Raw genomic sequence first — 25,742 nt, 5'->3', positions numbered from 1 at the left:
CGTCTCAACCGTCTTTCCAGTCCGTCAGGCCGTCTCTCCGACCCGTCAGCACCACCTCAGCAGCGCCGGTGAAGGGGGTTCTAAGTATAACCCGACCAAGCCGCAAGTGGAAAATACACAAAAACAAAAGAAATTCTCAAAAAGTTCTTTAATCATTTATTTTCAATACTTTATGTAGATTTCGCCAAGCGCGATACCGCAAGGATCCGCAGAAAGTCAGGTGCGATGCCATGCTCAACTGCCTTATGGACACAATTACCCACAGACTCACTTTCGAGTCAGGCAGAATCTGCGTTGTTGGACCGGAGAGACAGGTTGGGAATCGGCAGGCGCAGGGCAAGCAAGGCGAAGATTGTTGCCAGATAGGCTAGCGGCTCGATTTGAAACCCTTTTGCCAGCATGACGTAATGCACAGCCCCCAGAAAAGCAGCCGGGTATACAAAGCGGTGCAGTTTCCGCCAACGCGGCCCGAGTCGTCGCACCGACCAGTTGTTGGACGTCAGCGCCAACGGAAGCAGGGTAAGAAAGGCCGCCATGCCGACCGTTATATACGGACGCTTGAGGATGTCCGCCCAGATCTGGCTGGGGATCTGCACATCCAGAACCAGCCAGACGAGAAGGTGCAGGCTGACATAAACAAAAGTCAGCACCCCGATGGCACGGCGGAACTTCATCAGGTTCAGACCGGCAATCCTACGCAAAGGCGTTACAGCCAGACCTGCAATCAAGAGTTGCAGGGCCAGCTCGCCATAGCGATGTTCCAGTGCTTCGATCGGTTCGATCCCCAGTCCACCGGTCAAGCCAAGATAGAACAGCCAGGGGGCAGGCAGCACCCCCAGCAGATATATGGCCCATACCGGAATACGACGGAGTGTCTGGTTAATCGCCTGCATGATCCTAGTAGTTCTTGGCCAGATCCATACCCTCGTAAAGACCGGCGACCTCTTCTTCATAGCCGTTGAACATCAGGGTCGGCTTGCGCGACGCAAACAGCCCACCGCCGATCTCACGCTCGGAGGCCTGAGACCAGCGCGGATGATCCACGTTGGGATTCACATTACTGTAAAACCCGTATTCGCGCGGACTGGACATGTTCCAGCTGGTGGGCGGTTCTTCTTCCGTGAGTGTAATCCGGACAATCGACTTGATCGATTTGAAGCCGTATTTCCATGGCACAACCAAACGCAATGGCGCACCGTTCTGATTTGGAATCGGGCGGTCATAGATACCGGTGGCCATGATCGTCAGCGGGTGCATCGCCTCATCCAAACGCAAGCCCTCGCGGTACGGCCATTCGAGAATTGGGAACCGTGTTCCCGGCATTTCTTCCGGGCGGTAGGCTGTCTCGAATGCCACATATTTCGCGCCTTCCTGCATCCCTGCCATATTCAGAAGGTCCGCCAGCTCGAACCCGTTCCACGGAATGACCATCGACCAGGCCTCTACGCAGCGGAATCGATAGATCCGCTCTTCAATCGTCATCTCGGATAGGATGCTCTGGAAATCATAGTCACCCGGACGGTCAACCAGACCATCAATCTTGACGCTCCAGGGTTCGGTCACCAGAGTATGAGCATATTTCGCGGGGTCATCTTTTCCGGTCCCGAACTCATAGTAGTTATTGTACGTCGTGACCTCTTCCCATGTATTTGGCTCCAAGGCGTCTTGTGCCGCAGCCGGTTTGGACATCGCGGTTAAACCGACACCTGCCAACCCGACCATAACCTGCCTCCGGTTTAGGAACGCCGCCCGGGGGGTAACGTCGGCATGTGTCAAAGTGTTGGTCCAGCGATGCGCCATATGGGTCTCCGTAATCAGTCAGCCTCAGGGATGAGGTAATGTCTGATAGCACAGAGCCAAGGAAACAGGCGTCACGATTGAGCGAAGTGATTGTAACGTATTGTCGGATGGCGTCGATCGCCCAAAGCCCGGTCAGTTGCTATTTAGGCTTCCAGCCCACAGCCTGGCCAAGACAAAATTTCGCCGTAAAGTGAAGTCAGCATAACTTGAACGTATTTTCTTGTTTGGAACGCAATCGTACAATGATGCTTAAAACACTTGTATTCTCTCTATCGATGCTGGACGGGTCGGCTTTGGCCGATGTACAATCCTGCAAGAACCTATTTGACCGTGCGCCGCAGGTGTTTGGTGATTTGAATCAGGTGGGGTCTAATGAATATGAGAGCGAGCATCCCGGCCTTGGCTATTCTGCGATCTTCGCTGATCCGTCGTCCAAGATCACCGTGTTCTTCTATGATGAGCGGCAAAAGAACATTTCTGCCGAGATGGCTCTTGAAAGCTTCAAACAAGCTGCGCGGGACATAGCTTCGGTGGCCGAGCGGCGCGGTACCACTCTGGGGGAAATCAAAGCGTACCAGGTGCGCGATGCGTCTCAGGTCCTGCCGCTTCGGGCCGAGGTGGAAACATCGGACGGCGTGTCCGAGTTGTTGGCTGTGGGCGTTGTGGATGACTGCATTGTGAAGCTGCGATTTACGGCGCAGTTTCCGATGGAGAAGGCTCAGGTCTGGATGCAGGTCCTGACCGACTATGTGAACAAAGGCTACAGGTCGCCGGCATAAAAAACCCGCCGGAAAGGCGGGTTTTATGTGTCATTGGCTCAGTGCACGACCGCATCGTCAGGACGGGGCCGTTCTGACGTCCCCAATCGGTCGCCAATGATCAGGCCATCAGGCCCGGCAGTCACGGGGACGGTCTCGCCATCCCTGATCTCCCCCGCCAGCAGCGCTTCGGCCAGCGGGTTCTGCAATGCACGCTGGATCACGCGCTTTAGCGGGCGTGCACCGAAGACCGGGTCATAGCCTTCGTCAGCCAACCATTCCTTGGCCGCATCATCCAAAACCAGCTCGATCTTGCGAGCTGCCAAACGTTTCTGCAGGCGCGCCATCTGGATATCGACGATGCCATCCATATCGGCCCGCTTGAGGCGGTCGAAAATTATGGTCTCGTCCAGACGGTTCAGGAACTCGGGCCGGAAATGTGCCCGGACGGCATCCATCACATCGCGCCGTGCCTGCGCGCTGTCGGCCCCTTCGGGCAATTGGCTGAGCGCCTGCGAGCCAAGGTTCGACGTCAGGATGATCAGCGTCTGTTTGAAGTCCACTGTCCGGCCCTGACCATCGGTCAGCACGCCATCGTCCAGAACTTGCAACAGCACGTTGAACACATCCGGGTGCGCCTTTTCGACCTCGTCAAACAGCACGACCTGATAGGGCCTGCGCCGCACGGCTTCGGTCAACACGCCGCCTTCGTCATAACCGACATAGCCCGGAGGCGCCCCGATCAGACGGGCGACCGCGTGTTTTTCCATGAACTCGGACATATCGATGCGCACCATCGCGTTGTCGTCGTCGAACAGGAAGTTCGCCACGGCCTTGGTCAGCTCGGTCTTACCCACGCCGGTGGGCCCGAGGAACAGGAACGAGCCAAGCGGGCGGCCCTCGTCGTTCAGGCCCGCACGCGCGCGGCGCACGGCGTTGGCCACTGCGGTCACCGCTGCATCCTGACCGATCACGCGGGAATGCAGATCGTCTTCCATCCGCAGTAGTTTCTCGCGCTCACCTTCCAGCATTTTTGAAGTCGGGATGCCGGTCCAGCGCTCGACCACCGAAGCGATCTGTTCCGGACGCACCGTTTCCTCAGCCATCATGGCGTTGCTTTCGGCGTTCTCGGCCTCGGTCAGCTTTTTCTCAAGCTCGGGGATGACGCCATAGGACAGCTCACCGGCTTTCGCCAGATTGCCTTCCCGCTTGGCGATCTCCAGATCGGCCCGCGCCTTATCGAGCTGTTCTTTCAGATCACGCGCACCCGCGAGCTTGTCGCGTTCGGCCTGCCACTGCGCGGTCATCTCAGCGGATTTCTCCTGCAGGTCGGCCAGATCCTTTTGCAAGTTCTCCAGACGATCCTTGGATGCCGCGTCATCTTCAAGCTTCAACGCCTCTTCCTCGATCTGCATCTGCAGAATCTGGCGATCCAGCTGATCGAGTTCTTCCGGCTTGGAATCCACTTCCATCCGCAACCGCGACGCCGCCTCATCGACAAGGTCGATGGCTTTGTCAGGCAGGAAGCGGTCGGTGATATAGCGATGCGACAGGGTCGCCGCCGAGACCAGCGCCGAGTCTGAGATTCGCACGCCATGGTGCAACTCGTACTTTTCCTTGATACCACGCAGGATGCTGATCGTGTCCTCGACCGTCGGTTCGGCAACCAAAACGGGCTGGAACCGTCGCGCAAGGGCCGCGTCTTTTTCAACGTATTTGCGGTACTCATCCAGCGTGGTCGCACCGATACAATGCAGTTCACCCCGGGCAAGCGCAGGTTTGATCAGGTTGGCGGCATCCATCGCGCCGTCGGATTTACCGGCGCCGACCAGCGTGTGCATCTCATCGATGAACAGGATGATCTCACCGGCGGCCTCGGTGACTTCGGTCAGAACGGCCTTGAGCCGTTCTTCGAACTCACCGCGATATTTCGCACCAGCGATCAGCGCACCCATGTCGAGCGCCAGCAGCTTCTTGTCACGCAGCGATTCCGGCACGTCGCCGTTGATGATGCGCAAGGCCATGCCTTCGGCAATCGCGGTTTTACCGACACCGGGTTCCCCGATCAAAACCGGGTTGTTCTTGGTGCGGCGCGACAGAACCTGCATCGAACGGCGGATTTCCTCATCCCGCCCGATGATCGGGTCGATCTTGCCCTCAGCCGCAGCCTCGGTCAGGTCGCGCGCGTATTTCTTGAGCGCGTCATAACCCTCTTCCGCCGACGCGGTGTCTGCGGTGCGACCCTTGCGGATGTCGTTGATCGCCTCGTTAAGCTTCTGGGCTGACACAGCGCCAGCTTCCAATGCCTCTTTGGCCTTGGATTTGACCATGCACAGCGCCATCAGCACCCGTTCGACTGGCACAAAGCTATCACCCGCCTTGGTGGCAATCTTCGTGGCCTCGTCCAGAACCTTTGCAGTCTGGCCGTCCATGTAGATCTGGCTTGCGTCGCCGCTGACCTTTGGGATCTTGCCCATCGCCGCATCCAGCGCTTCAACCACGCGGTTGGGCGCGCCGCCCGCGCGTGTAATCAGGTTGCTCGCTAGCCCCTGATCATCATCCATCAATGCTTTTAGTATATGTGTAGGCTCCAATCTCTGGTGCCCTTCGCGCAGCGCAATGGTCTGCGCCGCCTGCACGAATCCCCGTGCCCGCTCGGTGAACTTGTTCAAGTCCATGCTATTCTCCTTTTCCAAGCGCCTCGTTTTGACATGCCCGCTTGGCGGCACATATCGGTCGAAGCCTCACATTCAATCTGGGAAATATCTTGGTGGGTTCAAGAGGCTAAGACTCAGAAATCACCCCTATTCGCGTTGAATCGTATAGACGGTGTAACCCCCGGTCTCTGCCACCTGAACCGCGCTCAGATCTTCCACCAAAGACTGGGCCGCTGCACTGCCGCTTGGGCATGAGACGAGATCAGCCGTATGATCCAGGAAATTGCCGGTAAAGGCAGTCTCACCGGTAAGCTGACACCAGTCTTCTTCTGACCTGTAGCCTCCTACCAAACGCAATTCGTCATTTGTCGGCGCTGGCGCAGCCCCGGTTTCTAGTGTTTCAGGCGGGGTTTCATCACATGCAGCCAACGCAATCACAGCAACCAGTAAAACCAGCTTCTTCATTTTCTGTCCCTTACTTTGAAATCAAGTGCCTAATACGGGACACGATAGCATAAAATGAAACGGCCCGCGCCAGCTTCCCAGATGGACAGGAACACCCAAACCCGTTAGGACGCAGACGTTTGCCAAAAAGGAGCGCCCTCATGTCCGATGATCGCCTGATCGTAGCCCTCGATGTTCCCAATGCCCTGCACGGTCTGGCCATGGCTGAACGCCTGGGTGACAGCATCTCGTTCTACAAGATCGGTTTGGGTATGCTCACCGGAGGTGGACTAGCACTGGCCAACGAACTGAAACAGGACCACGGCAAACGCATCTTTCTGGACATGAAGCTGTTCGACATCGGAAATACGGTGGAAAACGCGGTGCGGGGACTAGCGCAGTTCGATCTGGATTTCCTGACTGTACATGGTGACCCCCACGTAGTTCGTGCAGCAAAAGAAGGTGCGTCAGGCAAAGACCTGAAAATATTAGCCGTGACAATCCTGACCTCGCTGAACCGCGATGATCTGGACGCGAGCCTTCTGAAAGCCGGTGACGTACAGGATCTGGTCGTTGAACGCGCTGCCAAAGCGCTGGAGGCCGGGGCCGACGGCGTCATTGCCAGCCCCCAGGAAGCCGCCTTGATCCGTGCTCTTCCTCAGGCCGAAGGGCGCCTGATCGTAACCCCCGGCGTGCGCCCGGCTGGTGCTGCCCTTGGTGACCAAAAACGTGTGGCGACCCCGGCCAGTGCCATTCAGGATGGTGCCGATCACATCGTTGTTGGCCGCCCGATTTATCAGGCAGAGGATCCAAAATCCGCCGCCGAAGCCGTTCTGGCCGAGTTAAATTGTCTGAAAGTGCACTGAGCGGGCCATCCGTTTCAGACATTTTTCGTGTTCATAAACCGCCGCAACAAGTTGACCTTACGTCAATTTTTCGCGAAACCGCGCCAAATCGTCCCTGTGCCAGAAAACACACATTCAAAAAGCGAGTTTTAGCAAACTGGTCTTCATCCTATCTAAGACCGGAAAACTTGGCGATTCTTAAGGGGAATTACTCCCCAACGAACCATCTCTTCCTGAGGTTCGTTACTTCCCCCCGCGAAATTGCGGGGGGTCTTCTTTTCTCCGAATGACCTTTGCTCGCTGTTGGGGGATGATATAAAGAACCCCCAAGCCAACTGCGGAACACACGAGGACGCAGATGCCAGGTCTTTGCCGAGATTGCCTGACCCCTTTGACAAACGAACGACGCTGCACCGCTTGTGGCAGCCCGAGGGTGAAGGCACATCCAGAATTGTTTGACCTGTCGATCGCTCATATGGATTGCGATGCCTTTTATGCTTCGGTTGAAAAGCGGGACGATCCGGAATTGGCGGACAAGCCGGTCATCATCGGTGGCGGCAAGCGCGGCGTCGTTTCAACGGCTTGCTACGTGGCCCGGATTCGCGGCGTGCGATCTGCCATGCCCATGTTCAAAGCGCTGCAACTCTGCCCGGACGCCGTTGTGATAAAACCGCGTATGTCTGTCTATGCCGAAGTGTCGCGCGACATCCGCGCCATGATGGATGAACTGACGCCTGTGGTCGAACCGCTGTCTCTGGACGAAGCCTTCATGGATATGTCAGGCACTGAGCGCCTGCACGGAGCCCCACCGGCCATCATGCTGGCACGCCTGGTCAAACGCATGAAGGATGAACTGGGCGTGACTGGGTCTATCGGCCTGAGCCACAACAAGTTTCTGGCCAAGGTGGCCTCGGATCTGGACAAACCGCGCGGGTTTTCAGTCATCGGCAAGGCGGAAACGGCAGAGTTTCTGAATAACAAACCGGTACGGCTGATATGGGGTATTGGCCCGGCCGCGCAGGAATCGCTGGAACGGGCTGGAATCCGTACCTTCAGTGATTTGCTGCGTTGGGATCAGGAGGCTCTGACCGCGCGTTTCGGCGCGATGGGATATCGCCTGTGGCATCTGGCCCGGGGGCAGGACAAACGGCGCGTTTCAGCCCATGAACCAATGAAATCCATCAGCAATGAGACCACATTTTTCGAAGATACCGCTAACCCCGACGTTCTGGATGGTCATTTGTGGCGGATGGCCCTGAAAGTCTCGGACCGGGCCAAGGCCAAAGACCTGGCTGGCAGGGTCGTTACCTTAAAGCTGAAAAAGGCCAATCACAAAACCCTGACACGACGTGTCTCGTTGCGCGACGCAACGCAGATTGCGGACAGGATTTATCGCACCGCAAAGGGGCTTTTCGATCAGGTTGGTGATCAGGGTCCATACCGCCTTTTGGGCTGTGGCCTGTCCGATCTTTGCCCGGCGGATCAGGCCGATATCTCTGGTGACCTGCTCGACCCGGGGGCGGTCCGCAGATCGCAGGCCGAGCGTGCCACGGATGAAATCCGCCAGAGGTTCGGAGCCAAAGCAATCTTGAAAGGCCGTGCGTTACGCTAGCCTCATTCCGCAGCCAGACGAACCGGTTTCGAACCGATGCTGGAAATTTCGCGAACCACTTGCCGAAGGAGTTTCGAAAACGCCATGAAGTTGGCGTTCGGCGCAATCTTTTCTTCGTCCATATACAGGGCACGGTCGATTTCGATCTGTATCGCGTGCTGCTGACGACCGGGCCGGCCGTAGGTCTGAGTTACATAAGCACCGGCAAACGGGGCATTGCGCGCGACGTTCAGACCTGCTGACGAAAAAGCCGATTCAATGAGATCCACGATTTCGGAAGATGCTGACGCGCCAAACCGATCACCCAAAACGATCTCGGGCCGTTTGTTGCGGGTCGTGCCAGCCATCGCCACCGCCTCGTGCGGCATCGAGTGGCAATCCACCAGAATGGCCTGACCGAATTTCTCGTGCGATTCGGCCAGCAGCGATTTCAATCGGGCATGATAGGGACGCCAATAAGTGTCGATGCGCAGCCGCGCGTCGTCCATAGTCAGCTTGCCACTGTAAATCGCCCGCCCATTGGCCACGACGCGGGGAATCACGCCTAACCCTGATGCGACTCGTGGGTTATGCCCATGCCTGCGCGCACCGCTGATCAGCGCCGGATCCAGTTCGTCCAGACTGCGATTCAGGTCCAGATAGGCGCGCGGCATGGCCGCTTTTATCAACGGCGCGCCATTCTCGGTAGCAGAAGCAAACAATTGATCGACAAAAGCATCTTCCGAGGATCGAATCACGCTCTGGTTCAAAACGGATCGCTTCAAAAACGCCTGGGGATAGTCCCGACCGCTGTGTGGGGATGAAAAAACCACGCATGAACTGCGGTTTTCCGGCATATCCAATACAAAGGCTGCGTTCTGCATGATCTCTCCGTGTTCGTAATCAACATAGACCGGAAAATAGTTCTTCCAAACCCCTTGAACCCCTTTGCGACTCCTTTTATAGACCCCGCTACCGGCGCGGGTATCCGCGCCCCATTTCGTTATGGGGCAGGGCACGCAAAGGGACATGGGCGGTTAGCTCAGCGGTAGAGCACTTCGTTGACATCGAAGGGGTCACAAGTTCGATCCTTGTACCGCCCACCATGTTTTCACTGTTCCGGGTTTCCGGGACACCCGACTAACCCAGGCGCTGGCCACGTCCTTGATGAAGGCGCCGCAGATTGGAGACAGACCATGAAGGTCAAGAACTCGCTCCGCTCGCTCAAGAACCGGCACCGTGATTGCCGGGTTGTGCGTCGCAAAGGCCGCGTCTACGTGATCAACAAGACGCAGCGCAAGTTCAAAGCGCGTCAGGGCTAAGAACTTAACGTTACTGTTTTAAAAAACCGCGTTTTCGAGCGCGGTTTTTTTTTGGACCACACTTCAAAACGTCAACCCTGCGTGAATCAGGATACCGATGACCATAAGCAGGTTTAGAATCATTGAGATCCCGTTACCCACATAAATGGGAAGCTTTCCAACAACCAATCCGTAGAAAAACCATAACATCGACAGGCCAGCGTAAAGCGACCACGACAACAGGGATTGCCCCGTCGCGTGTTGTGAATGCGTGAAGTAGAGCTTCACAAGTTGCGGCAGTGTAGCAAATGGCCCGACCACCCCTATAAATACCATGAAACCTTCAAAGCGCGCCATCAATTGGCCGGGTTTCGATTTGCCGATTTTCTCAGCAAGCGTTTCGGTCATTCCATTTCCTTTGCTCACAGCGTGCTCAAGGCAAGTGTGCCTTTTGCTGACAAATGGCGTCATTAACCAGTTTCTTCGCTTTCGTCGACCAATCCGTTGGGACAAAACACTCAGGACCCACACAGATTTTTCGTCTGCTACAATACCCGACATTCAAACCGCTACAGTGCACCTGCGGTCATTTGACCAAGTAAATCTGTCGGATTTACTTGCATCCTGCCGAGAATCGTATAATTGAGCAAATCAGTCGGGTTATCAGCCGACGCGAAATTCAATTGTTGGGGCACACCATGCTGAAATCCACAACCTGCCTGGCCGCCGCTCTGTCGGCAACGATAGCGACCTCGGCCGCTGCCGAAGGCGAGCTTAACCTTTATTCGTCGCGCCACTATGATACCGACGAACGTCTGTACACAGATTTTGAGGACGCAACCGGCATCAAAATCAACCGGATCGAAGGCAAAGCCGACGAATTGATCGCGCGGATGGAAGCAGAAGGCGCGAACTCTCCGGCAGATGTGATGCTGACTGTTGATACCTCACGTTTGGCACGGGCCAAGGATGCGGGCATCCTGCAGCCAATCAAAAGCGAAACCCTGGAAGAGCGCATCCCAGCCAATCTGCAGGACTCCGACAATCAGTGGTTCGGCCTGTCGCAGCGCGGCCGGATCATTTTTTACAATAAGGAAAACGTCACCAATCCACCAGCCACTTACGCGGATCTGGCAAAGCCGGAATACAAAGATCTGATCTGCATCCGGTCATCGACCAATACATACAACCAGACCCTGCTGGCCTCGATCATCACACATGAAGGTGCAGAAGCTGCGAAAACCTGGGCTGAAGGTATCGTTGCCAACATGGCGCGTGACCCTCAGGGTGGTGACACCGACCAGCTGCGGGGCATCGTTTCGGGCGAATGCGAAATCGCCGTATCGAACACCTATTACTTTGCCCGGGCAATCCGCAAAGACGTCAAAGGACTGTCGGCTGAACGTGACATGATCGGCTGGGTCTTCCCTAACCAAGATAGCTATGGTGCGCATATGAACTTGTCGGGCGGTGGCGTCGCGGCGCACGCGCCGAACAAGGAGAACGCGATCTTGTTCCTTGAATACCTGGCCGGCGATCAGGCGCAGGTGTATTTCTCGGCGGGCAATGACGAATTCCCGGCTGTACAGAGCGTTGAACTGGCTGAATCGGTTAAGGCACTGGGTGAATTCAAGGCGGACGAAGTGAACCTGTCGGAAGTCGCCAAGAACATCCCGGAAGCACAGAAGATCTTTAACGAGGTCGGCTGGAAGTAATCCACTGCATCGTCAAAATCTTGAAAGGGCGCAGAGATTCTGCGCCTTTTTCATTTACATTCTAATTATTACTTTATATTCCTCTCGTATATGATATATTTTCTCTAAAGTGGACGATGCTCGATAACCTTTCAAACCGTCTCGCCATCCGCTTAAGCGAACTGCGCCACGGGCGCGGATGGTCGCTGGATCAACTGGCAGCACAAAGCGAGATCAGCCGCGCTACGCTGTCCCGAATGGAGAAAGGAGAGGTCAGCCCCACGGCAGAAAACCTTGGCCGTCTCTGTGCCGCTTATGACCTGCCAATGTCGCGGCTTTTGATGATGGTCGAAGACAGTTTTGACCCCAAAGTACCGTTTGAACGTCAGACCGAATGGCGCGATCCCGAGACCGGTTTTACCCGACGTGCGGTTTCGCCCCCCGCAAACGGCCTGAACGCTGAGGTCGTGGAATGTCACCTGCCTCGTGACACGGTCATCACTTACGAGGCACCGCCCAAATCCGGACAGGAACATCATCTGATCCTAATTGATGGCGCGCTTACACTTACTGTTGACGGAACCCCCCATACGTTGAGCGCCGGAGATTGCCTGCGCTATCACCTGTCCGGCCCGACGCGATTTGAAACCGGGGCATCGCGCGGAGCGCGTTATCTTTTGATGCTGATATGATCACACGTCTAAACAGTATCGAATTCGACGCAGCGCTTGATGATCTGGCCGAAATTCTGCACGCCTGCGTCCACGCCGGGGCCAGCATCGGCTTCATCCTTCCGTTTACTATGGAAGATGCACGCAGGTATTGGCTGCAAACCGTTCAGACCGGATTAAAGTCCGGTGAACTGGATGTATTTGTCGTCCATGACAATGGGCGCATTCAGGGCACAGTACAATTGATCCCGGCGGCCATGCCAAATCAGCCGCATCGCGCCGATGTCGCGAAGCTATTGGTGCACCCGAACGCCCGACGGCGTGGTTTCGGTCGCGCTTTGATGGAAGCCCTCTTCATACGGACAAAAGAGGTAAGGCGCACGATGCTGGTCCTTGATACGCGCAGCACCGATCCTTCAAGGCTGCTCTATCAAGGGCTCGGGTTTCAGATTGCAGGGGAAATTCCGAATTACTGCCGGAACCCGTTCGAACTTAGCTTGGAGCCTACAACTTACATGTATAAAGACCTGTCTGGCTGACGCCGAACAGCTGCCCTGTCGCCTTTGCTTCTGGGGCGCTCACAAATCCGCAGAAAAGAGCATCTCGTTTTTGCGCCTGGTCGAAACCGCGCCGATCGTCGAAAGTGCCTCAACTGCAGGGGATCATGACTTGGTACAGAAGGACCATGTGAAGATACCCGAAGATCTGGAGGCCTTTAGCATGAGGCGCCTGTTGAAATCCGGCTTTGCCCATAACGCCGATTGCAACTTTAACACCGCACACCAAACAAAAAACCGCCCGGCCACCTGAAGGGCGCCCGGGCGATCAATTTTTTTGCCTGAAGGTTCGCGTTTAGAAGTGAGCCGACTTCGCGCCCGCCGGTTTTTCCATCGGAGGAGCGAATTTGGTCAGGTCAATGCCTTCAACAGCGGTTTTGTATTCGTCGATATTCGGCGTTCGGCCCAGGATGGCCGACAAAACCACAACCGGTGTTGATGCCAGCAGACTTTCGCCTTTCTTGTCCGGTGCATCTGCCACGACGCGGCCCTGGAACAGACGGGTTGACGTCGCAAGAACCGTGTCACCCTTGGCAGCTTTCTCCTGATTGCCCATGCACAGGTTACAGCCCGGACGTTCAAGGTACAGGATGTTCTCATACTCGGTACGGGCTTGCTGTTTCGGGAATAGGTCGTCGAATTCGAAGCCCGAGTATTTCTCGAGCACTTCCCAGTCGCCCTCTTCCTTCAACTCGTCGATGATGTTGTAGGTCGGGGCCGCGACCACCAGCGGCGCCTTGAATTCGACTTTACCGGCTTCCTTCTCAAGGTTCTTCAACATCTGTGCGACAATCTTGATGTCGCCCTTGTGCACCATGCACGACCCGACAAAGCCCAGATCTACATGCTTTTCAGCATTGTAGTAAGAGATCGGGCGGATCGTATCGTGAGTGTAACGCTTGGAGACATCAGCGTTGTTGACATCCGGGTCGGCGATCATCGGCTCTACGATTTGATCCAGATCGACGACGACCTCAGCGAAATACTTCGCGTTGCCATCAGGCTGCAGAGCAGGTTTTTCACCCGATTTGATCTCGGCGATGCGTGCATCGGCGATGTTGATCAACTTCTGCAGCATGCCGTTTTCATGCTCCATACCCTTGTCGATCATGATCTGGATGCGCGACTTGGCCAGCTCCAGCGAACCAATCAAAGTCTCGTCGTTCGAGATACAGACCGAAGCCTTGGCTTTCATCTCAGCGGTCCAATCGGTGAACGTAAAGGCCTGGTCCGCCAGCAGCGTCCCGATATGCACTTCGATCACGCGGCCCTGGAACACGTTGTCGCCATGCTGTTCCAGCATTTGCGCCTGGGTGGCATGAACCACGTCGCGGAAATCCATGTGCTCGGCCATCTGGCCCTTGAAAGTCACCTTGACCGATTCCGGGACCGGCATCGAGGCTTCACCCGTTGCCAGCGCCAGTGCCACGGTACCCGAGTCCGCACCAAAGGCCACGCCCTTGGACATACGGGTGTGGCTGTCGCCGCCGATGATGACCGACCAGTCATCCACGGTGATATCGTTCAGCACCTTGTGGATCACGTCAGTCATTGAATGATAGACGCCTTTCGGATCACGACCTGTGACGAGGCCGAAATCATTCATGAACTTCATCAGGCGCGGCGTGTTGGCCTGCGCTTTTAAATCCCATACCGACGCGGTGTGACACCCGGACTGATAAGCTCCGTCAACGATCGGGGACACAACGGTCGCAGCCATCGCCTCAAGTTCTTGCATGGTCATCAGACCAGTAGTGTCCTGCGACCCCACGATGTTGACCTTCACACGCACGTCCGAACCCGCATGCAAGATCTTGCCTGGCGTTACGCCCACGGCGTTCTTGTTAAAAATCTTTTCGACCGCGGTCAGGCCCTGGTCCTCGTGGCTGATTTCCTTGGACAAGGCAAAGACCAGAGGCGCTTCGACACCCAACGTCTCGGCCGCAATTGTCTGCAGTTTCTTGCCGAAGACGATCGCGTAAGAGCCGCCTGCTTTCATGAACTCCACTTTTTGCGGAGTAAAGGACGCGGGTACGTCCACCAGTTCTTCGCCCTCTTCACTCAAGAGCTTGCGATCTTTGGTGTTGATCTTCAGGACCGTGCCTGTTGCGACTGAATATTTCTCTTCAAGGATCGGGTTGCCGTCGTTGTTCAGGATCGGGTTGCCGTCTTCGTCCACCTTCTTGACCCAGTTTCTCAGGTCGAGACCGATACCGCCGGTTACGCCCACTGTGGTCAGGAAGATCGGCGAAATGCCGTTCGTGCCCGCCACGATTGGGGCAAAGTTGACAAAGGGCACATAAGGGCTTGCCTGCTTGCCGGTCCACAGCGCCACGTTGTTCACACCGGACATGCGCGACGACCCGACACCCATGGTGCCTTTTTCCGCGATCAGCATTACGCGCTTATCGGGGTGCTGCAGCTTCAGCGCCTCAATTTCTTGCTGCGCCTTCTCGGAGATCAGGCACTTGCCGTGCAGTTCCCGATCGGCACGCGAGTGCGCCTGGTTGCCAGGCGACAGCAGGTCGGTAGAGATATCGCCTTCGGCGGCGACATAGGTAACGACTTTGATCTCTTCGTCGATGTCGGGGAGCTTGGTGAAGAACTCGGCCTTGGCATAACTTTCCAGGATGTCCCGCGCGACGGGGTTGCCCGCCTCAAACGCGGCTTTCAGACGGTCTGTATCAGCATCATAAAGGAAGACCTGCGTTTTCAGGACCTCAGCCGCTTTGACAGCAATCGCTGCGTCATCTCCAAGCGCAAGGTCAAGCAATGCCTCAACCGACGGGCCACCTTTCATGTGTGACAGCAATTCAAACGCAAAATCCTGCGAGATTTCTTCGACGTCCGCTTCGCCCAGAATGATCTCTTTCAGAAAGCGGGCCTTTTCACCGGCGGCGCTGGTTGTGCCGGGTAGCGTGTTATAGATGAAGTAGTTCAACGAATCCGCGCGGTGTTCGTTCCGGGGATCGCGGATCTGATCGATGATCTCTTTCGCCAGCGCCCCATCGTCAATGGGCTTGGGGCTAAGGCCCTGCTCTTTGCGGGTTTCGATTTCAATCAGGTAGTCTGTATAAAGGCTCATGACGGTTCCGACCATTTAGCTGGTGCACCGGGCCTAAGAAAAAGACTGGTGCCTTACGTTTGTATGCGGCGGTATACTAAAATTTCCCGACTTGCAAGATGCCTGCCTGCGACCCGGTGTCCTGATCCATCCGGGAACCCCGCCGAAATGTTCGGCAGAGCGTAGAGTGGCGGCTTGCTTACCCTAATTCTCAAAAGCCGAAAAAAGCTCTTTCGCCAACGGCAATGAGGAATAGCCCAGACGGGATGGTGTTAGCCCCATCCGCACGACAACCATGTCATGGGACGGAAATATCCCAATGAACTGGCCGTCATGCCCCTGCAACCAGACCGCGTCCTCAAACGGAGGCAAATCGCCCGGCGCTTCCAGCCAAAGATGGCCTTTGGCATATTTCCCGTCCGAAACAGCAACGGGTTCGAACATCCAATCCACAAATCCTTCAGGTAATACCTGAACACCGCCCCAGACCCCCTTTTGCAATAGAAACTGCCCATACCTGGCCCAGTCACGGGCTGTGGCGTACATATAGCTGGACCCGATGAAGGTATCGCTGACGTCTGTCTCAACGATCGCCGACGTCATGCCAAGCGGTGCAAAAAGCGCATCTCGTGGATAGGTCAAACCGCCATCGGACAGCTTGTCCTGCCACACCCGGGACAACACAGTGGACGTACCCGAGGAATAGTTAAAATCGGCACCAACGTCTGTTTCAGGTACGCGGTCAGCAGCAAAATCGGCCATGTCATCGCTGAGATACAGCATCCGGGTCACGTCCGAAACGTCGCCGTATTCTTCATTCCATTGCAGACCACTTGTCATGGCCAGCATGTCGGCAACAGTAATGTCCCGCCTTGCGTCTTCTGCCCATTGGGGAAAGCTGTCGACGAGCGTGTCCGATACGTTCATCCGACCTGCGTCAATCAATATGCCGATCAATCCCGCTGTGACCGTCTTGGTCATGGACCAGCCCAACAATGGTGTGTCCGCATCGAACCCTTCGGCATAACGTTCGGCAACAATGCGCCCGTTTCGAACCACCACTACAGCGCGGTAACCGTCGCCAAGCAAGCTGTCATCCGACATGACTGTCTGAACTTTGGGGTCTTGAGACAAGGCGACGTCGCTTCCATTTGGCCAAAGACCTGCAGGCAAGGGATCAAGGGCCTCAAGCGTCTGCGCACTTAGGGGGGCATCATGAACGTTGGTGCAACCAAGCCCTTGGCGAAACTGCGACGTGGCGGGCGCAAAAAACCGAAAAAGCCGTGCCTGAACAGTCTGCGCCTTCCGGTCAACCTTGATCGAGACGTGTTTGAGCAGCGGGTGCCCAGGGGCCTGCACGTCCAGTGTAAGGACCTCATCTGGATCACGCCCAGCAATGAAAACGTTCGAACAGACAATCTTGGCAGAGTAGTTCGTTCCCACTTTCAAAAGATTCGGAGGTGAAATCAACAGATAGCCAACCAGACCAGTGGCGCCCAGAACCGCGACACCACCAACCGTTTTCAATACTTTCCTGAACATCTGTTAAACCTACGCCTGCTGATATTTTGTCAGCGAACGTTAGAAGCAACAGGGTCGGTTTTACTACTCTTCCGTTACGTAGACCGTTGATGCCAATCGGCAGTTCCCGCGTTTTTCCCACCGAACGGTGACAGGCCACCAAATGCACAACATCCGGAAGGCCTGGTCCATCCCGCTCGCGAGTCTCCGGATCGGTATTCGACAAAACTCTGCGCCGCCTCTTCATTTTGGATTGCTAGGGATCCCAAATATTGCAGCTTTGGCGGGAATAGCCGCGCAACTCGTGAACCCCATGACAGCATTCGAGAGACAATGTTCCAAAAACCACGTGGTTCCATGGGCGGACGGAGTCTGTATCGTCAAATACATCCTCGTCACCGTTAAATAGAGTGCGAGACCGTCGCATCGATCTCTTCACAGCCACCTGGCGACCTGCGGCGCGTAAGAAACGCAACAGGACCTTTTACGCGCAAAAACATGTGGATGTACTTTGCCAGCTTCGGTCAATTGCCCGATTGTCAAAGGGTATCGTAAAGAAACGTGACCCGTTCAATGGTCCGTGTTAGTGGCCATATGAAAGGGCACTCCATGACAGCGGATCAAAAACTGCAAAACTCAACAGTTGGTATTGCATTCATTCTGATCGGAATACTGGCGATTTCCATCAATGATATGCTGATCAAATTCTTGTCTGGCGGCTACCCTTTGCATCAGCTGGTTCTTACGAGATCGCTGATCGGACTCGGGTTCAGTTTAGCATTGGTACAGATCGAAGGTGGTTGGCGCATTCTCAAAACAGATCAACCGGGCCTTCACCTTCTACGCGGTTTGCTCATTGTTGTTGCCAATCTGACGTTTTTCACGGCTTTGGCCGTCATACCCCTGGCCGAAGCCACTGCCGTCTTCTTCGTCGCGCCCTTGATGATTACGTTGCTCAGCATTCCACTGCTTGGCGAAAAAGTTGGACCGATGCGGATTGGCGCCGTAGTTGCAGGATTTATGGGAGTGGTGATTATGACCCGCCCATGGGAGGTCGGTGGCGAACGTGAAGTTGGCCTTTTGGTGTATTTCCTGCCGGTTCTTGGTGCCTTCACCTATGCGCTCAACAATGTGTTAACCCGCTTCCTTGGCGCAAAATCCAAGGCCTCAGCGATGGCTGTTTACATTCAAGCATGCTTTATCGTCGTCAGCCTGTTGTTCTGGTTGGTGGCCGGGGATGGGCGCTTTGCGAACAAGTTCGAAAGCGAGAGCTTGATATTCTTGCTGCGCGCCTGGGTTTGGCCGGAAAGTACGGACCGATGGCTGTTCGTCGGGCTTGGATTCAATTCTGCAGTCGTCGGGTATTGCCTTGGCCAAGCCTACCGTATGGCGGATGCCGCAACGGTAGCACCGTTTGAGTACGTCGGTCTTCCAATGGCAATTTTCTGGGGATGGGTGATCTGGGGGGAACTTCCAAACCTGCCAGTCGCGATTGGTATTGCGCTGATTCTGGGATCAGGCCTGTTTGTTTTCTTGCGAGAGCGTAAAAAGACGAGGAAAGTGATCATCGAAAAGAGAGTGCACCCTCGGTACTAGTCGTCAAAGCTGGAAGAATTGACGGTCAGTTCTGTCCGATTTGTTTACGTTGAGCACTCTTGAACCAATGGTCGGCAAACCCGCTGTCAGCGCCCAATTTCGCTCTCCTCTTGCTGAACAGGCCCGGCACTGCGTAATCTTCATAGTGTATCAGATACGATACCACCGGTTTTCGGCTGCGGCATACACGGGATTGCTTCAAGCCCATCAGACTAAGTCGGTTTGCTCTGAATTTTTTGGAAACTATTCTGCCACGATGGAACAAATTGCTCAACTTGCCGACTGGATGATGGATGAAGGACGCCGCTCGAGCGATCCAGTTAGGATCGTGTCGCATTTCTGCACTTCACTAATCGAGGCGGGAGTACCGCTGTGGCGCGTCAATATTGGCCAGCGGTTCGCCAACCCCTTGCTTATTGCGTGGGGCGTTGTCTGGACACCTGAAGAAACTGAAAGCTACGATGTAACTCATGCTCGTATGCTCACGGATGGCTATGTTGGCAGTTCGTTCGAGTACATTCTGGAGCACAGGCGCCCACTGCACAAAAGTCTGCGCGGTCTTGACACGGAAATGGACCACATATCTTACCTTGAGTTCGCTGAACTTGGCGGCACGGATTACTATGCGACACTGCTATACTACGGGGACGGCTCACTGCACGGATGTACCTTCGTCACACGGTCCAAGGATGGGTTCTTGACCCAGCATCTGGAGATGATCGAAGCCGCGTTGCCAGCCCTGTCTTCGGCCATGGAACCGATCACCATGCGCAAGTCTTCCCAGAGTCTGCTGCGCACATACCTTGGCAATGAACCGTCCGAAGCCGTCTACAACGGAACGATCAAACGCGGTGAGCGCACGTCCCTGGAAGCTGTCGTGATGTTCTCTGACCTTCGTGGTTTTACCGCGTTGACGGATACCGCAGATGAAGAGGATGTTTTCGATGCGCTGGATGGTTATTTCGACCTGATCGTTCAGGCTGTAGAGGATAACGGAGGGGACGTTCTCAAATTCATGGGCGACGGAGTTTTGTCTGTTTTTACGATTGACGCACCCCGAGATCGCATCCACCAATGCCGTCAGTCGGTGCGTGCTGCGCAAGACGCGCTCACCGGTCTTGCCGCATTAGATAAAAGGCGCGTCGAGCAGGGAAAGCCGCCGTTGGACATCGGAATTGGCATCAATGTAGGGCAGGTTAGCTACGGCAATATTGGCAGCCCTGACAGGCTTGATTTCACAGTGTTGGGTAGCGCGGTCAATGTTGCGAGTAGGATTGAAGGCTTAACCAAATCATTGGGACACAGAGTGCTGACGACAGGCGCCGTCGCAGAAGCGGCACCGGAACTGTTTTCTGTGTGCGGTGTCCATAATATTCGCGGCATTACGGGTGCAATCGAGTTGTTCCATCTTATCGAATAAGGTCGGTCACTCGACGTCATGACTTTGGCGGATATCAAGCCTTCAATCGCGGCTTGAAAGTCGAAGCGGAACGTCGCGCCCATGCAGGATGAGCATACTGTCAGACCGCTGGGTCGCGCCCTTTTGACCGGGGCCACCGGCATGGTCGGGTCTTCCGTGCTTGCTACATTGCTGGAGGAAGACCTGTCTTTCGCCCTGAGGGTCAAGGGCAACGCGGAATCTGAGCTATTCGCGTCGGGCGTCGAAAGGACATTCGCCTTCCGTCCAGGCGATATCGCGCCGACTGGATCGAGAAGCAACTGGAAACCGACGGATTATCTCTTCAAACCCTTGCAAAGGCTACCTCCGTCTATCGGTGTGACCTCCGACGAGCCGGCTCAGGCAATGCTGAAGACTGCAATTGGTGACCTTCGGCATTCAGCGATACTGGAGAACAGTGAAATGCGTGAATTGCTGGCGTTACGTCAACTGTCAGTAAAACTCCTAGTGGCCCCGTCAGTGAAACGATCGGCGAGGAAGTCGACAAAGGCCCGAATACGTAGTGGCAGGAAGGGCATTTCCGGGCGCAGAATGTAGATTCCGCCGCCAGCACTCGGTTCCATATGATCGGGCAATACCGGGAGCAAGCGACCTATGTGCAAGTCATGTGAGACTAGAAACTCCGGCAGCCATGCTATGCCGCGTCCTGCGCGGCACGCCGCGTGGAGCGCATCAAGACTGTTGCAGGAGAAGCCTGGACCAAACCGCGACAAACCCCCAACGGATCGCATGAAGCCCCAATCCGAAAGCTGTTTTTCCTGCCCCAGGCGAAGACATCTGTGTGATGTGAGTTCCTCCGGTTGCCGAGGAACACCATGCTGTTCGAGATATGCGGGCGCGGCGCAGGGAACCCGCCGATTGTTCATCAGCTTTCGCGAGATGAGAGATGAGTCAGGCAACACGCCACTGCGGACCGCGATATCGAAGCCCTCTCCGACTAGGTCAACGATCTTGTCCGTCAGCAGCAGATCGATTTCGACTTCCGGATTGAGTTCCATGAATTCGATCACCAAAGGGACCACATGCAACTGGCCAAGTGCCGCTGAACTTGTCAGGCGGATCGTGCCGCTCAGGTTGCCGGCATCATCGGCAATATCCTCTTCCAATGTTGTCAGGCGGGCAAGAATATCCCGCGCTCCCGCCACATATCGCTGCCCCGCCTCCGTCAAAGTCATGCGCCGGGTCGAGCGGACAAGCAGAGGCACCCGCAACCTCTGCTCCAACTGATACACCCGCTTGCCCACGGCAGATGGGGTGTATCCCAAAACGCGGGCAGCGGCCGAAAAACTGCCGTGATCAACCACGGTCAGTAGGATTTCTATTTCTGTCTTTTGTGCCATCTGTTCCAAAAACTATCAAAAATTGATCCAAGTTACAGGATTATTGAAGTTTCTTTTCCAAGTTATCTAAGACGAAGACTGAAATCCAAGGAGAATTGCCTTGCCAATCGCTTCGAACACCTCCCTCTTCACCCCCCTTACTCTGCCGAACGGGCGTGTGTTGAAGAACCGGATCATCAAATCGGCCATGTCGGATTCACTGGCGAATGGCCAGGGCAACCCGACCGCTGCACAGATACGCCTCTATGAACGCTGGGCTGAGGGTGGTGTTGCAGCGTCAATCATCGGTGAGGTGCAGGGGGATCCGCGTTACCCCGAAAAACCCGGCAATCTGGTGCTTGATGATCAGGCTGACGTTTTGGCATTCCGTGATCTGGCAAGGCGCGGGTCGGTTAACTCGGCGCAGCTCTGGCTACAGCTTGGTCACGCCGGCGCTCTGGCGCATCGACCGGTCAGCCAACCCAAAGGGCCGAGCGCCATCGACTTTCCTGATTTCCGAAGCGAAGCGATGTCACTTGCAGAGATCAAGGCCATACCAGATCATTTTGCCCGCACAGCCCGTCGTGCGGCCGAGTTGGGATTTGGCGGCGCTCAAATCCATGCAGCCCACGGATTTCTTCTGAGCCAGTTTTTGTCCCCACTCTTTAACCACCGGGCAGATGCCTATGGCGGATCGATCCAGACGCGGATGCGACTGCTGATTGAAACAGTCGAAGCCGTCCGCGCCGCAGTGCCCACCGACTTTGCGGTTACGGTCAAATTGAACGCCACCGACCAGCTTGACGGTGGGCTAACGGAAGAAGACGCGCTCAGAGTGGTTGCAGAGCTGGAATGCAAAGGTGTCGATCTATTGGACGTCAGCGGCGGAACCTATTTTCCCGGCGCGCCATCAAGTTCCGAACGCGCGACCAAAGGCCCGTATTTTCTGGACTTCGCCCGGGCGGCGCGGGCGTTGATCTCGACCCCGCTCATGGTCACCGGAGGATTCAAACATCGTGAAGAGGCCGAGGCCGCAATCGTTTCAGGGGATGTGGACGCGGTGGGTATCGCGCGCGGGTTCGTCCTCGATCCAGATTTGCCCAGGACATGGCAGGCAGAAAAGGAAGATCCTGTTTTCCCACGTTTCGCCACATTGCCACCAGGTGGGATGACAGCATGGTTTACCATGCGAATAGCGGATCTCGGGGAAGATCGGGAAGGTGTGGTAGATCGGGACATCACCCAGGCTGTCATTGAATATGAAGAACGCGACGACCAGCGCGCAGAGATATGGAAAGCAAGGTTTGCTTTTCGTTAAACCCATTCAAGGGCAAGTCAAGCATAGTTGAAGCAAAAACAACTGCTTATAATGAACTACGTAGTGATCTATTCCGAAGAGACTTCGGCATTGTAAATCACCTTACCCCACAAAAAAATTTCGTGGGGTAAGGTGATGACGCGAACACACGGCAACGGGAACAGCTGTCTGAACTGACCTTTTGAGACTTCTATAAGATGATCCAGCCCCCAACCTCTGTGGATCAGCCGAACTCAAGCCCATCGGCAATAAGACCTATTGGTGTAGTCAACACCGGATCAGCAAAGAAGTCATCGATCAAAGTATCGGTGAACACAGCGAACATCTCAGAGATCAGACATCCCGCCACAGGACAATCGTCGCGGCGGCGACGCAGGTCATGAGCCGCCCTGCATTTGTTGGCTTTCGGTGTGCACCGCCTGCATCTCTCGGATGCGCTCAGGCCAGGTGGATTTGATATAAGCAAGGATGTCTCGGATCTGCTGATCGCTCAGACTGTCGCTAAATCCCGGAATGCCGCTGGCAAAACCAGACACGCCACGGGCTTCCACCGCTGCTTCACCACCCTTTTTGGTGTAGCCAAACAGCGGCGCATCCCCGTGGTGCCAGGTATGGCCGGTCTCGTCATGCAGCGGCGCAAGTATTGTGCCATCCTCATTTGGGGCGCGCCAATTGGGCTGCCCTTCCAGTTCATCGCAGTGGCAAGAGACGCAGAACTCGGCATAGAGCACCGCGCCCTCCTCAACATCGGACGTGGCGGTCTCGCCTGCGTGCCTGAAGGTGCGAGCCAAGCGACCGCGGCACCGGTGACGACAATCCCGACCAAGGCAAATGCAAAGATTGTTCCGGTTTTCATTGCCTCATCCCCCTTCATGTTTGTCCATCAGATAGGTCGCAATAGCCGTCCGGTCGGCCTCAGTCAGGAAACTTGTCCCGTAAAGCACGACCTCGCCCATGGACTCGCCAAAGGTGTCCCCTTCGGGCGTGATGCCGGTGTGCAGGTCGTGGGCCAGGCTGGCTACGTCCCATCCCTTGTCTGCCAAAGTCAGGTGATCGATGGCTGGTGCTTCTCACCGCCTGGCAGCGCATCGCTGCCCCGGAAGTGCTCTGTGTCGGATCGCGACTCGGATTTTCGCTCAAGTATCCGTGACGCGTACCAGCGACCGGTGGAGCCCGAAGCGGACATTCACTAGTGGGTTTTGCAAATCCCGAGAAGCGGTACCAACCTGCACTTGCGTCGCATGTTTTAATGACCGCTTTCAACTCTCCACGAAAATATTAACTCATGTTTGTACCGGCGCATAACGACAAGCGCTTGAGCACGCTAGCCGGTTGTTTGATTGGTCTCGAGAGGGTTATTCCAACATAACCCAACCGGCATCCCGCAAGGCTGACGTCACGCCCTCAAACATTTCGGGACGGGAATAAAACGCACCCAGAACCAAATCTGGCCTGAAAGCTGGCCAGGACTGCTTCAGTTGATTCAGTGTTGCCTTCGCTTCTTTGGTTTCACCCAACCTTTGATGGGCAGCCGCCAGATAAACCAGTGAGAGAGCGCTGACAGGGTCACCGTTGTCACTCGCAAAATCCAGAGACGAGATTGCCTCCCCGAACTCTCCAATGTGAAAGCTGGCAACTGCGTGAATGTTTCTGTGTGCAAACCGATGGCTTCCAATTTCTCTCGGATGCCTTGGATCACTAACGTCATACGCTTCTTCAAAGCGACCCAGAACCAGCAATATCACGCCACGAAAGTCCAGAACGTTTCCGTCTTTGGGACGAAGCGACTGGGCGAGCGCTGAATATTCCAATGCACTGTCATAGTCGCCAGAGACGTATGACATCCATGCCAATGCGGATTGGCTCCAGCCGTTTGATGGTGCGATGTCCACCGCTTTCTGTGCCATTATTCCTGAATTCTGTATCAGCGCGTCACGCTCCTCCCCGGCTCGCGTTAGAAGGGCCTGTGTTCCCAGGCTGTGGGCCAACCCGGCATATCCACAGTAAAAATCGGGGGCTTCTTTAATAGCCATTCTGAATATCTCGCCAGCCAGGATTTGGTTTTCGATACTAGCGATAGGAAACAGCAGGCCTCGGGCTTGATCGCAATAGTTTGATGCCTGTACCGCCGCGGGTGACTTGCCGGACAAAGCTTGTCGCTCGAGCGTGCGTGCGGGTGTCTGTGAGATAACTTCAATGGTCAATTCTGAGCGTTCGTTCCAGTAGAAAACAAATGCCATGATCGTTATAGCGACGACAGGAATGCTGATTAGCCAATACAGTTTCGACTTAGTTTCAGCGTGAGCAATCTGAGGCGTTTCACTTATATCCGAGCGGTCCTCGAACCAGGGCGCGTATCCGCCACTATCGATATGAATGCGCAGATCATCCTTGGCACCAATTGTTTCGTAATATTGCTGAAGTTTTCTGCGGAGTCGTCCGGCATCTACACGAACAACGTTGATGTGGCTGTCTTCACTGGCAAAGCTTTTGAAGTAGACATCCTGAGCAATTGTTTTGCCGAGAATAGCCTCGGACCTGCCAGCAATGGCCTCTTCCACAACATAGTTCAGGAAATTCCGCAAACGTTCTGCTTTGGAAAAGGTGTTACTCGCCAACACTTGGTCCAGCGCATCCCTCACACGGGTCGCGTGACGTTCCGGATCAAGGGTCAATTCTCGGTCGGGCATCTGAAACTTCAAGTTTCTCTGTATTTTCAATTCTATACTGTCAAATGAATGTTTGAATGTCACCCTAATATCACGGTGTCACCCTTCTGCGTTACGCGTTGTGCCCTCAAGCTTGCGCTCAGAAAGGGACCAGGTGGCCGGACGATGACGGACGTCAATTTACTAGAACTCGCTTTCCCAGACCAAATCAATCGCATCCGCCACATGCGAATGACCCATCGTGGATTTGAGGTGCTTTGCCAGGATTTCGAGTTGCTTTCGGCTGAGTTGGAGAGGCCGGAGAAGGTCAATGAGACAACTCCGGCATGTCTGAACAGCCCCGTCATCGAAAGTCTTGATGGCCTGGCTGAAGAAATCGCCGAACATCTCTCTCGGGTCGCCCAATTAGAAATCGTCCCAATAACCATTTCAGAAGTGGTTCCCATATTTACTCAGGCTCGAATAAAGGACTGAAAAA

The 25,742-nt window shown here is 55.2% G+C and carries 23 protein-coding genes and 1 tRNA gene; 12 read left to right on the top strand and 12 right to left on the bottom strand.

The features are described 5' to 3' along the window. Window positions 1-278: 278 nt before the first annotated feature. Window positions 279-893 carry a protein-methionine-sulfoxide reductase heme-binding subunit MsrQ gene (gene msrQ, locus Q0816_RS23420; RefSeq protein ID WP_298855246.1) on the bottom strand — a complete coding sequence of 205 codons (615 nt, stop codon included), beginning with the start codon at window positions 891-893 and terminating at the stop codon, window positions 279-281. Window positions 894-897: 4 nt separating this feature from the next. After that, entirely contained in the window at window positions 898-1,800 is a 903-nt protein-coding gene (gene msrP, locus Q0816_RS23415) for a protein-methionine-sulfoxide reductase catalytic subunit MsrP (RefSeq protein WP_298855244.1), read from the bottom strand. 242 nt (window positions 1,801-2,042) lie between these two features. On the opposite strand from msrP, the gene Q0816_RS23410 reads away from it, so the two are divergent. Continuing rightward, complete coding sequence (locus tag Q0816_RS23410) at window positions 2,043-2,579, top strand: hypothetical protein (RefSeq protein ID WP_298855242.1); 537 nt, start codon at window positions 2,043-2,045, stop codon at window positions 2,577-2,579. A 38-nt stretch (window positions 2,580-2,617) separates the two neighbouring features. On the opposite strand, the gene clpB is transcribed toward Q0816_RS23410, so the two are convergent. Further along, on the bottom strand, window positions 2,618-5,236 hold the full coding sequence (gene clpB / locus Q0816_RS23405; RefSeq protein ID WP_298855240.1) for an ATP-dependent chaperone ClpB: 2,619 nt from the start codon (window positions 5,234-5,236) through the stop codon (window positions 2,618-2,620). A 126-nt stretch (window positions 5,237-5,362) separates the two neighbouring features. Next, entirely contained in the window at window positions 5,363-5,680 is a 318-nt protein-coding gene (locus Q0816_RS23400; RefSeq protein ID WP_298855239.1) for a hypothetical protein, read from the bottom strand. A 140-nt stretch (window positions 5,681-5,820) separates the two neighbouring features. Here Q0816_RS23400 and pyrF point away from each other — a divergent pair, with 140 nt between their 5' ends. After that, the gene (gene pyrF, locus Q0816_RS23395; protein ID WP_298855238.1) at window positions 5,821-6,525 is read left to right on the top strand and encodes an orotidine-5'-phosphate decarboxylase; all 705 of its coding nucleotides are present in this window, start codon (window positions 5,821-5,823) and stop codon (window positions 6,523-6,525) included. Between the two features lie 337 nt (window positions 6,526-6,862). Next, window positions 6,863-8,116 carry a DNA polymerase IV gene (locus Q0816_RS23390; protein WP_298855236.1) on the top strand — a complete coding sequence of 418 codons (1,254 nt, stop codon included), beginning with the start codon at window positions 6,863-6,865 and terminating at the stop codon, window positions 8,114-8,116. 2 nt (window positions 8,117-8,118) lie between these two features. Here Q0816_RS23390 and Q0816_RS23385 read toward each other — a convergent pair whose 3' ends face one another. Then, window positions 8,119-8,979, bottom strand: coding sequence for an N-formylglutamate amidohydrolase (locus tag Q0816_RS23385; protein WP_298855235.1), 861 nt, complete (start codon window positions 8,977-8,979; stop codon window positions 8,119-8,121). Between the two features lie 147 nt (window positions 8,980-9,126). Between Q0816_RS23385 and Q0816_RS23380 the strand changes: the two genes are divergently transcribed. Next, window positions 9,127-9,201: transfer RNA gene (locus tag Q0816_RS23380), tRNA-Val, on the top strand. A gap of 90 nt (window positions 9,202-9,291) precedes the next feature. After that, window positions 9,292-9,417, top strand: a complete 126-nt coding sequence (gene ykgO, locus Q0816_RS23375) for a type B 50S ribosomal protein L36 (protein ID WP_005648635.1) — start codon at window positions 9,292-9,294, stop codon at window positions 9,415-9,417. A gap of 63 nt (window positions 9,418-9,480) precedes the next feature. Here the strand turns inward: ykgO and Q0816_RS23370 are convergent, their stop codons facing one another. Further along, window positions 9,481-9,804 carry a SemiSWEET transporter gene (locus Q0816_RS23370; RefSeq protein ID WP_298855233.1) on the bottom strand — a complete coding sequence of 108 codons (324 nt, stop codon included), beginning with the start codon at window positions 9,802-9,804 and terminating at the stop codon, window positions 9,481-9,483. Window positions 9,805-10,094: 290 nt separating this feature from the next. Here Q0816_RS23370 and Q0816_RS23365 point away from each other — a divergent pair, with 290 nt between their 5' ends. From Q0816_RS23365 to Q0816_RS23355, 3 genes are all read left to right on the top strand, one after another. Continuing rightward, complete coding sequence (locus Q0816_RS23365; protein ID WP_298855230.1) at window positions 10,095-11,111, top strand: Fe(3+) ABC transporter substrate-binding protein; 1,017 nt, start codon at window positions 10,095-10,097, stop codon at window positions 11,109-11,111. 116 nt (window positions 11,112-11,227) lie between these two features. After that, window positions 11,228-11,782, top strand: coding sequence for an XRE family transcriptional regulator (locus Q0816_RS23360; protein ID WP_298855227.1), 555 nt, complete (start codon window positions 11,228-11,230; stop codon window positions 11,780-11,782). Further along, on the top strand, window positions 11,779-12,300 hold the full coding sequence (locus Q0816_RS23355; protein WP_298855224.1) for an N-acetyltransferase: 522 nt from the start codon (window positions 11,779-11,781) through the stop codon (window positions 12,298-12,300). The genes Q0816_RS23360 and Q0816_RS23355 overlap by 4 nt, the downstream gene beginning before the upstream one ends. Before the next feature lie 313 nt (window positions 12,301-12,613). Here the strand turns inward: Q0816_RS23355 and Q0816_RS23350 are convergent, their stop codons facing one another. Next, complete coding sequence (locus Q0816_RS23350) at window positions 12,614-15,403, bottom strand: bifunctional aconitate hydratase 2/2-methylisocitrate dehydratase (protein WP_298855221.1); 2,790 nt, start codon at window positions 15,401-15,403, stop codon at window positions 12,614-12,616. A 183-nt stretch (window positions 15,404-15,586) separates the two neighbouring features. Then, window positions 15,587-16,924, bottom strand: coding sequence for a serine hydrolase (locus Q0816_RS23345; protein ID WP_298855217.1), 1,338 nt, complete (start codon window positions 16,922-16,924; stop codon window positions 15,587-15,589). A gap of 588 nt (window positions 16,925-17,512) precedes the next feature. Here Q0816_RS23345 and Q0816_RS23340 point away from each other — a divergent pair. After that, entirely contained in the window at window positions 17,513-18,499 is a 987-nt protein-coding gene (locus tag Q0816_RS23340) for a DMT family transporter (protein ID WP_298855214.1), read from the top strand. A 256-nt stretch (window positions 18,500-18,755) separates the two neighbouring features. After that, the gene (locus tag Q0816_RS23335; RefSeq protein ID WP_298855212.1) at window positions 18,756-19,919 is read left to right on the top strand and encodes an adenylate/guanylate cyclase domain-containing protein; all 1,164 of its coding nucleotides are present in this window, start codon (window positions 18,756-18,758) and stop codon (window positions 19,917-19,919) included. Window positions 19,920-20,383: 464 nt separating this feature from the next. On the opposite strand, the gene Q0816_RS23330 is transcribed toward Q0816_RS23335, so the two are convergent. After that, a complete protein-coding gene (locus Q0816_RS23330) occupies window positions 20,384-21,298 on the bottom strand; it encodes a LysR family transcriptional regulator (RefSeq protein WP_298855210.1) in 915 nt (304 codons plus the stop codon). A gap of 100 nt (window positions 21,299-21,398) precedes the next feature. Here Q0816_RS23330 and Q0816_RS23325 point away from each other — a divergent pair, with 100 nt between their 5' ends. Continuing rightward, window positions 21,399-22,595 (top strand): NADH:flavin oxidoreductase/NADH oxidase family protein, encoded by a 1,197-nt coding sequence (locus tag Q0816_RS23325; protein ID WP_367180575.1) that lies wholly within the window; start codon window positions 21,399-21,401, stop codon window positions 22,593-22,595. A gap of 377 nt (window positions 22,596-22,972) precedes the next feature. On the opposite strand, the gene Q0816_RS23320 is transcribed toward Q0816_RS23325, so the two are convergent. From Q0816_RS23320 to Q0816_RS23310, 3 genes are all read right to left on the bottom strand, one after another. After that, window positions 22,973-23,386 carry a cytochrome c gene (locus tag Q0816_RS23320; protein WP_298855208.1) on the bottom strand — a complete coding sequence of 138 codons (414 nt, stop codon included), beginning with the start codon at window positions 23,384-23,386 and terminating at the stop codon, window positions 22,973-22,975. Window positions 23,387-23,455: 69 nt separating this feature from the next. Beyond that, on the bottom strand, window positions 23,456-23,638 hold the full coding sequence (locus Q0816_RS23315; protein WP_298855206.1) for a hypothetical protein: 183 nt from the start codon (window positions 23,636-23,638) through the stop codon (window positions 23,456-23,458). Between the two features lie 312 nt (window positions 23,639-23,950). Then, complete coding sequence (locus tag Q0816_RS23310) at window positions 23,951-25,285, bottom strand: hypothetical protein (protein ID WP_298855204.1); 1,335 nt, start codon at window positions 25,283-25,285, stop codon at window positions 23,951-23,953. Window positions 25,286-25,429: 144 nt separating this feature from the next. Here Q0816_RS23310 and Q0816_RS23305 point away from each other — a divergent pair, with 144 nt between their 5' ends. Next, a complete protein-coding gene (locus tag Q0816_RS23305) occupies window positions 25,430-25,738 on the top strand; it encodes a hypothetical protein (RefSeq protein ID WP_298855202.1) in 309 nt (102 codons plus the stop codon). Window positions 25,739-25,742 lie beyond the last annotated feature (4 nt).

The sequence above is a fragment of the uncultured Ruegeria sp. genome, from assembly GCF_947497005.1.
In the GTDB taxonomy this organism is placed as follows: Bacteria; Pseudomonadota; Alphaproteobacteria; order Rhodobacterales; family Rhodobacteraceae; genus Ruegeria.
This window is presented reverse-complemented; position numbering and strand designations above follow the sequence as displayed.

Coding starts and splice junctions, on each gene's coding strand:
- Q0816_RS23365 (WP_298855230.1), top strand. CDS start 10,095: ATGCTGAAATCCACAACCTGCCTGGCCGCCGCTCTGTCGGCAACGATA.
- ykgO (WP_005648635.1), top strand. CDS start 9,292: ATGAAGGTCAAGAACTCGCTCCGCTCGCTCAAGAACCGGCACCGTGAT.
- Q0816_RS23310 (WP_298855204.1), bottom strand. CDS start 25,285: ATGCCCGACCGAGAATTGACCCTTGATCCGGAACGTCACGCGACCCGT.
- Q0816_RS23370 (WP_298855233.1), bottom strand. CDS start 9,804: ATGACCGAAACGCTTGCTGAGAAAATCGGCAAATCGAAACCCGGCCAA.
- Q0816_RS23410 (WP_298855242.1), top strand. CDS start 2,043: ATGATGCTTAAAACACTTGTATTCTCTCTATCGATGCTGGACGGGTCG.
- pyrF (WP_298855238.1), top strand. CDS start 5,821: ATGTCCGATGATCGCCTGATCGTAGCCCTCGATGTTCCCAATGCCCTG.
- Q0816_RS23330 (WP_298855210.1), bottom strand. CDS start 21,298: ATGGCACAAAAGACAGAAATAGAAATCCTACTGACCGTGGTTGATCAC.
- msrQ (WP_298855246.1), bottom strand. CDS start 893: ATGCAGGCGATTAACCAGACACTCCGTCGTATTCCGGTATGGGCCATA.
- Q0816_RS23345 (WP_298855217.1), bottom strand. CDS start 16,924: ATGTTCAGGAAAGTATTGAAAACGGTTGGTGGTGTCGCGGTTCTGGGC.
- Q0816_RS23390 (WP_298855236.1), top strand. CDS start 6,863: ATGCCAGGTCTTTGCCGAGATTGCCTGACCCCTTTGACAAACGAACGA.
- Q0816_RS23305 (WP_298855202.1), top strand. CDS start 25,430: ATGACGGACGTCAATTTACTAGAACTCGCTTTCCCAGACCAAATCAAT.
- Q0816_RS23385 (WP_298855235.1), bottom strand. CDS start 8,979: ATGCAGAACGCAGCCTTTGTATTGGATATGCCGGAAAACCGCAGTTCA.
- Q0816_RS23335 (WP_298855212.1), top strand. CDS start 18,756: ATGGAACAAATTGCTCAACTTGCCGACTGGATGATGGATGAAGGACGC.
- Q0816_RS23350 (WP_298855221.1), bottom strand. CDS start 15,403: ATGAGCCTTTATACAGACTACCTGATTGAAATCGAAACCCGCAAAGAG.
- msrP (WP_298855244.1), bottom strand. CDS start 1,800: ATGGCGCATCGCTGGACCAACACTTTGACACATGCCGACGTTACCCCC.
- Q0816_RS23400 (WP_298855239.1), bottom strand. CDS start 5,680: ATGAAGAAGCTGGTTTTACTGGTTGCTGTGATTGCGTTGGCTGCATGT.
- Q0816_RS23360 (WP_298855227.1), top strand. CDS start 11,228: ATGCTCGATAACCTTTCAAACCGTCTCGCCATCCGCTTAAGCGAACTG.
- Q0816_RS23355 (WP_298855224.1), top strand. CDS start 11,779: ATGATCACACGTCTAAACAGTATCGAATTCGACGCAGCGCTTGATGAT.
- clpB (WP_298855240.1), bottom strand. CDS start 5,236: ATGGACTTGAACAAGTTCACCGAGCGGGCACGGGGATTCGTGCAGGCG.
- Q0816_RS23340 (WP_298855214.1), top strand. CDS start 17,513: ATGACAGCGGATCAAAAACTGCAAAACTCAACAGTTGGTATTGCATTC.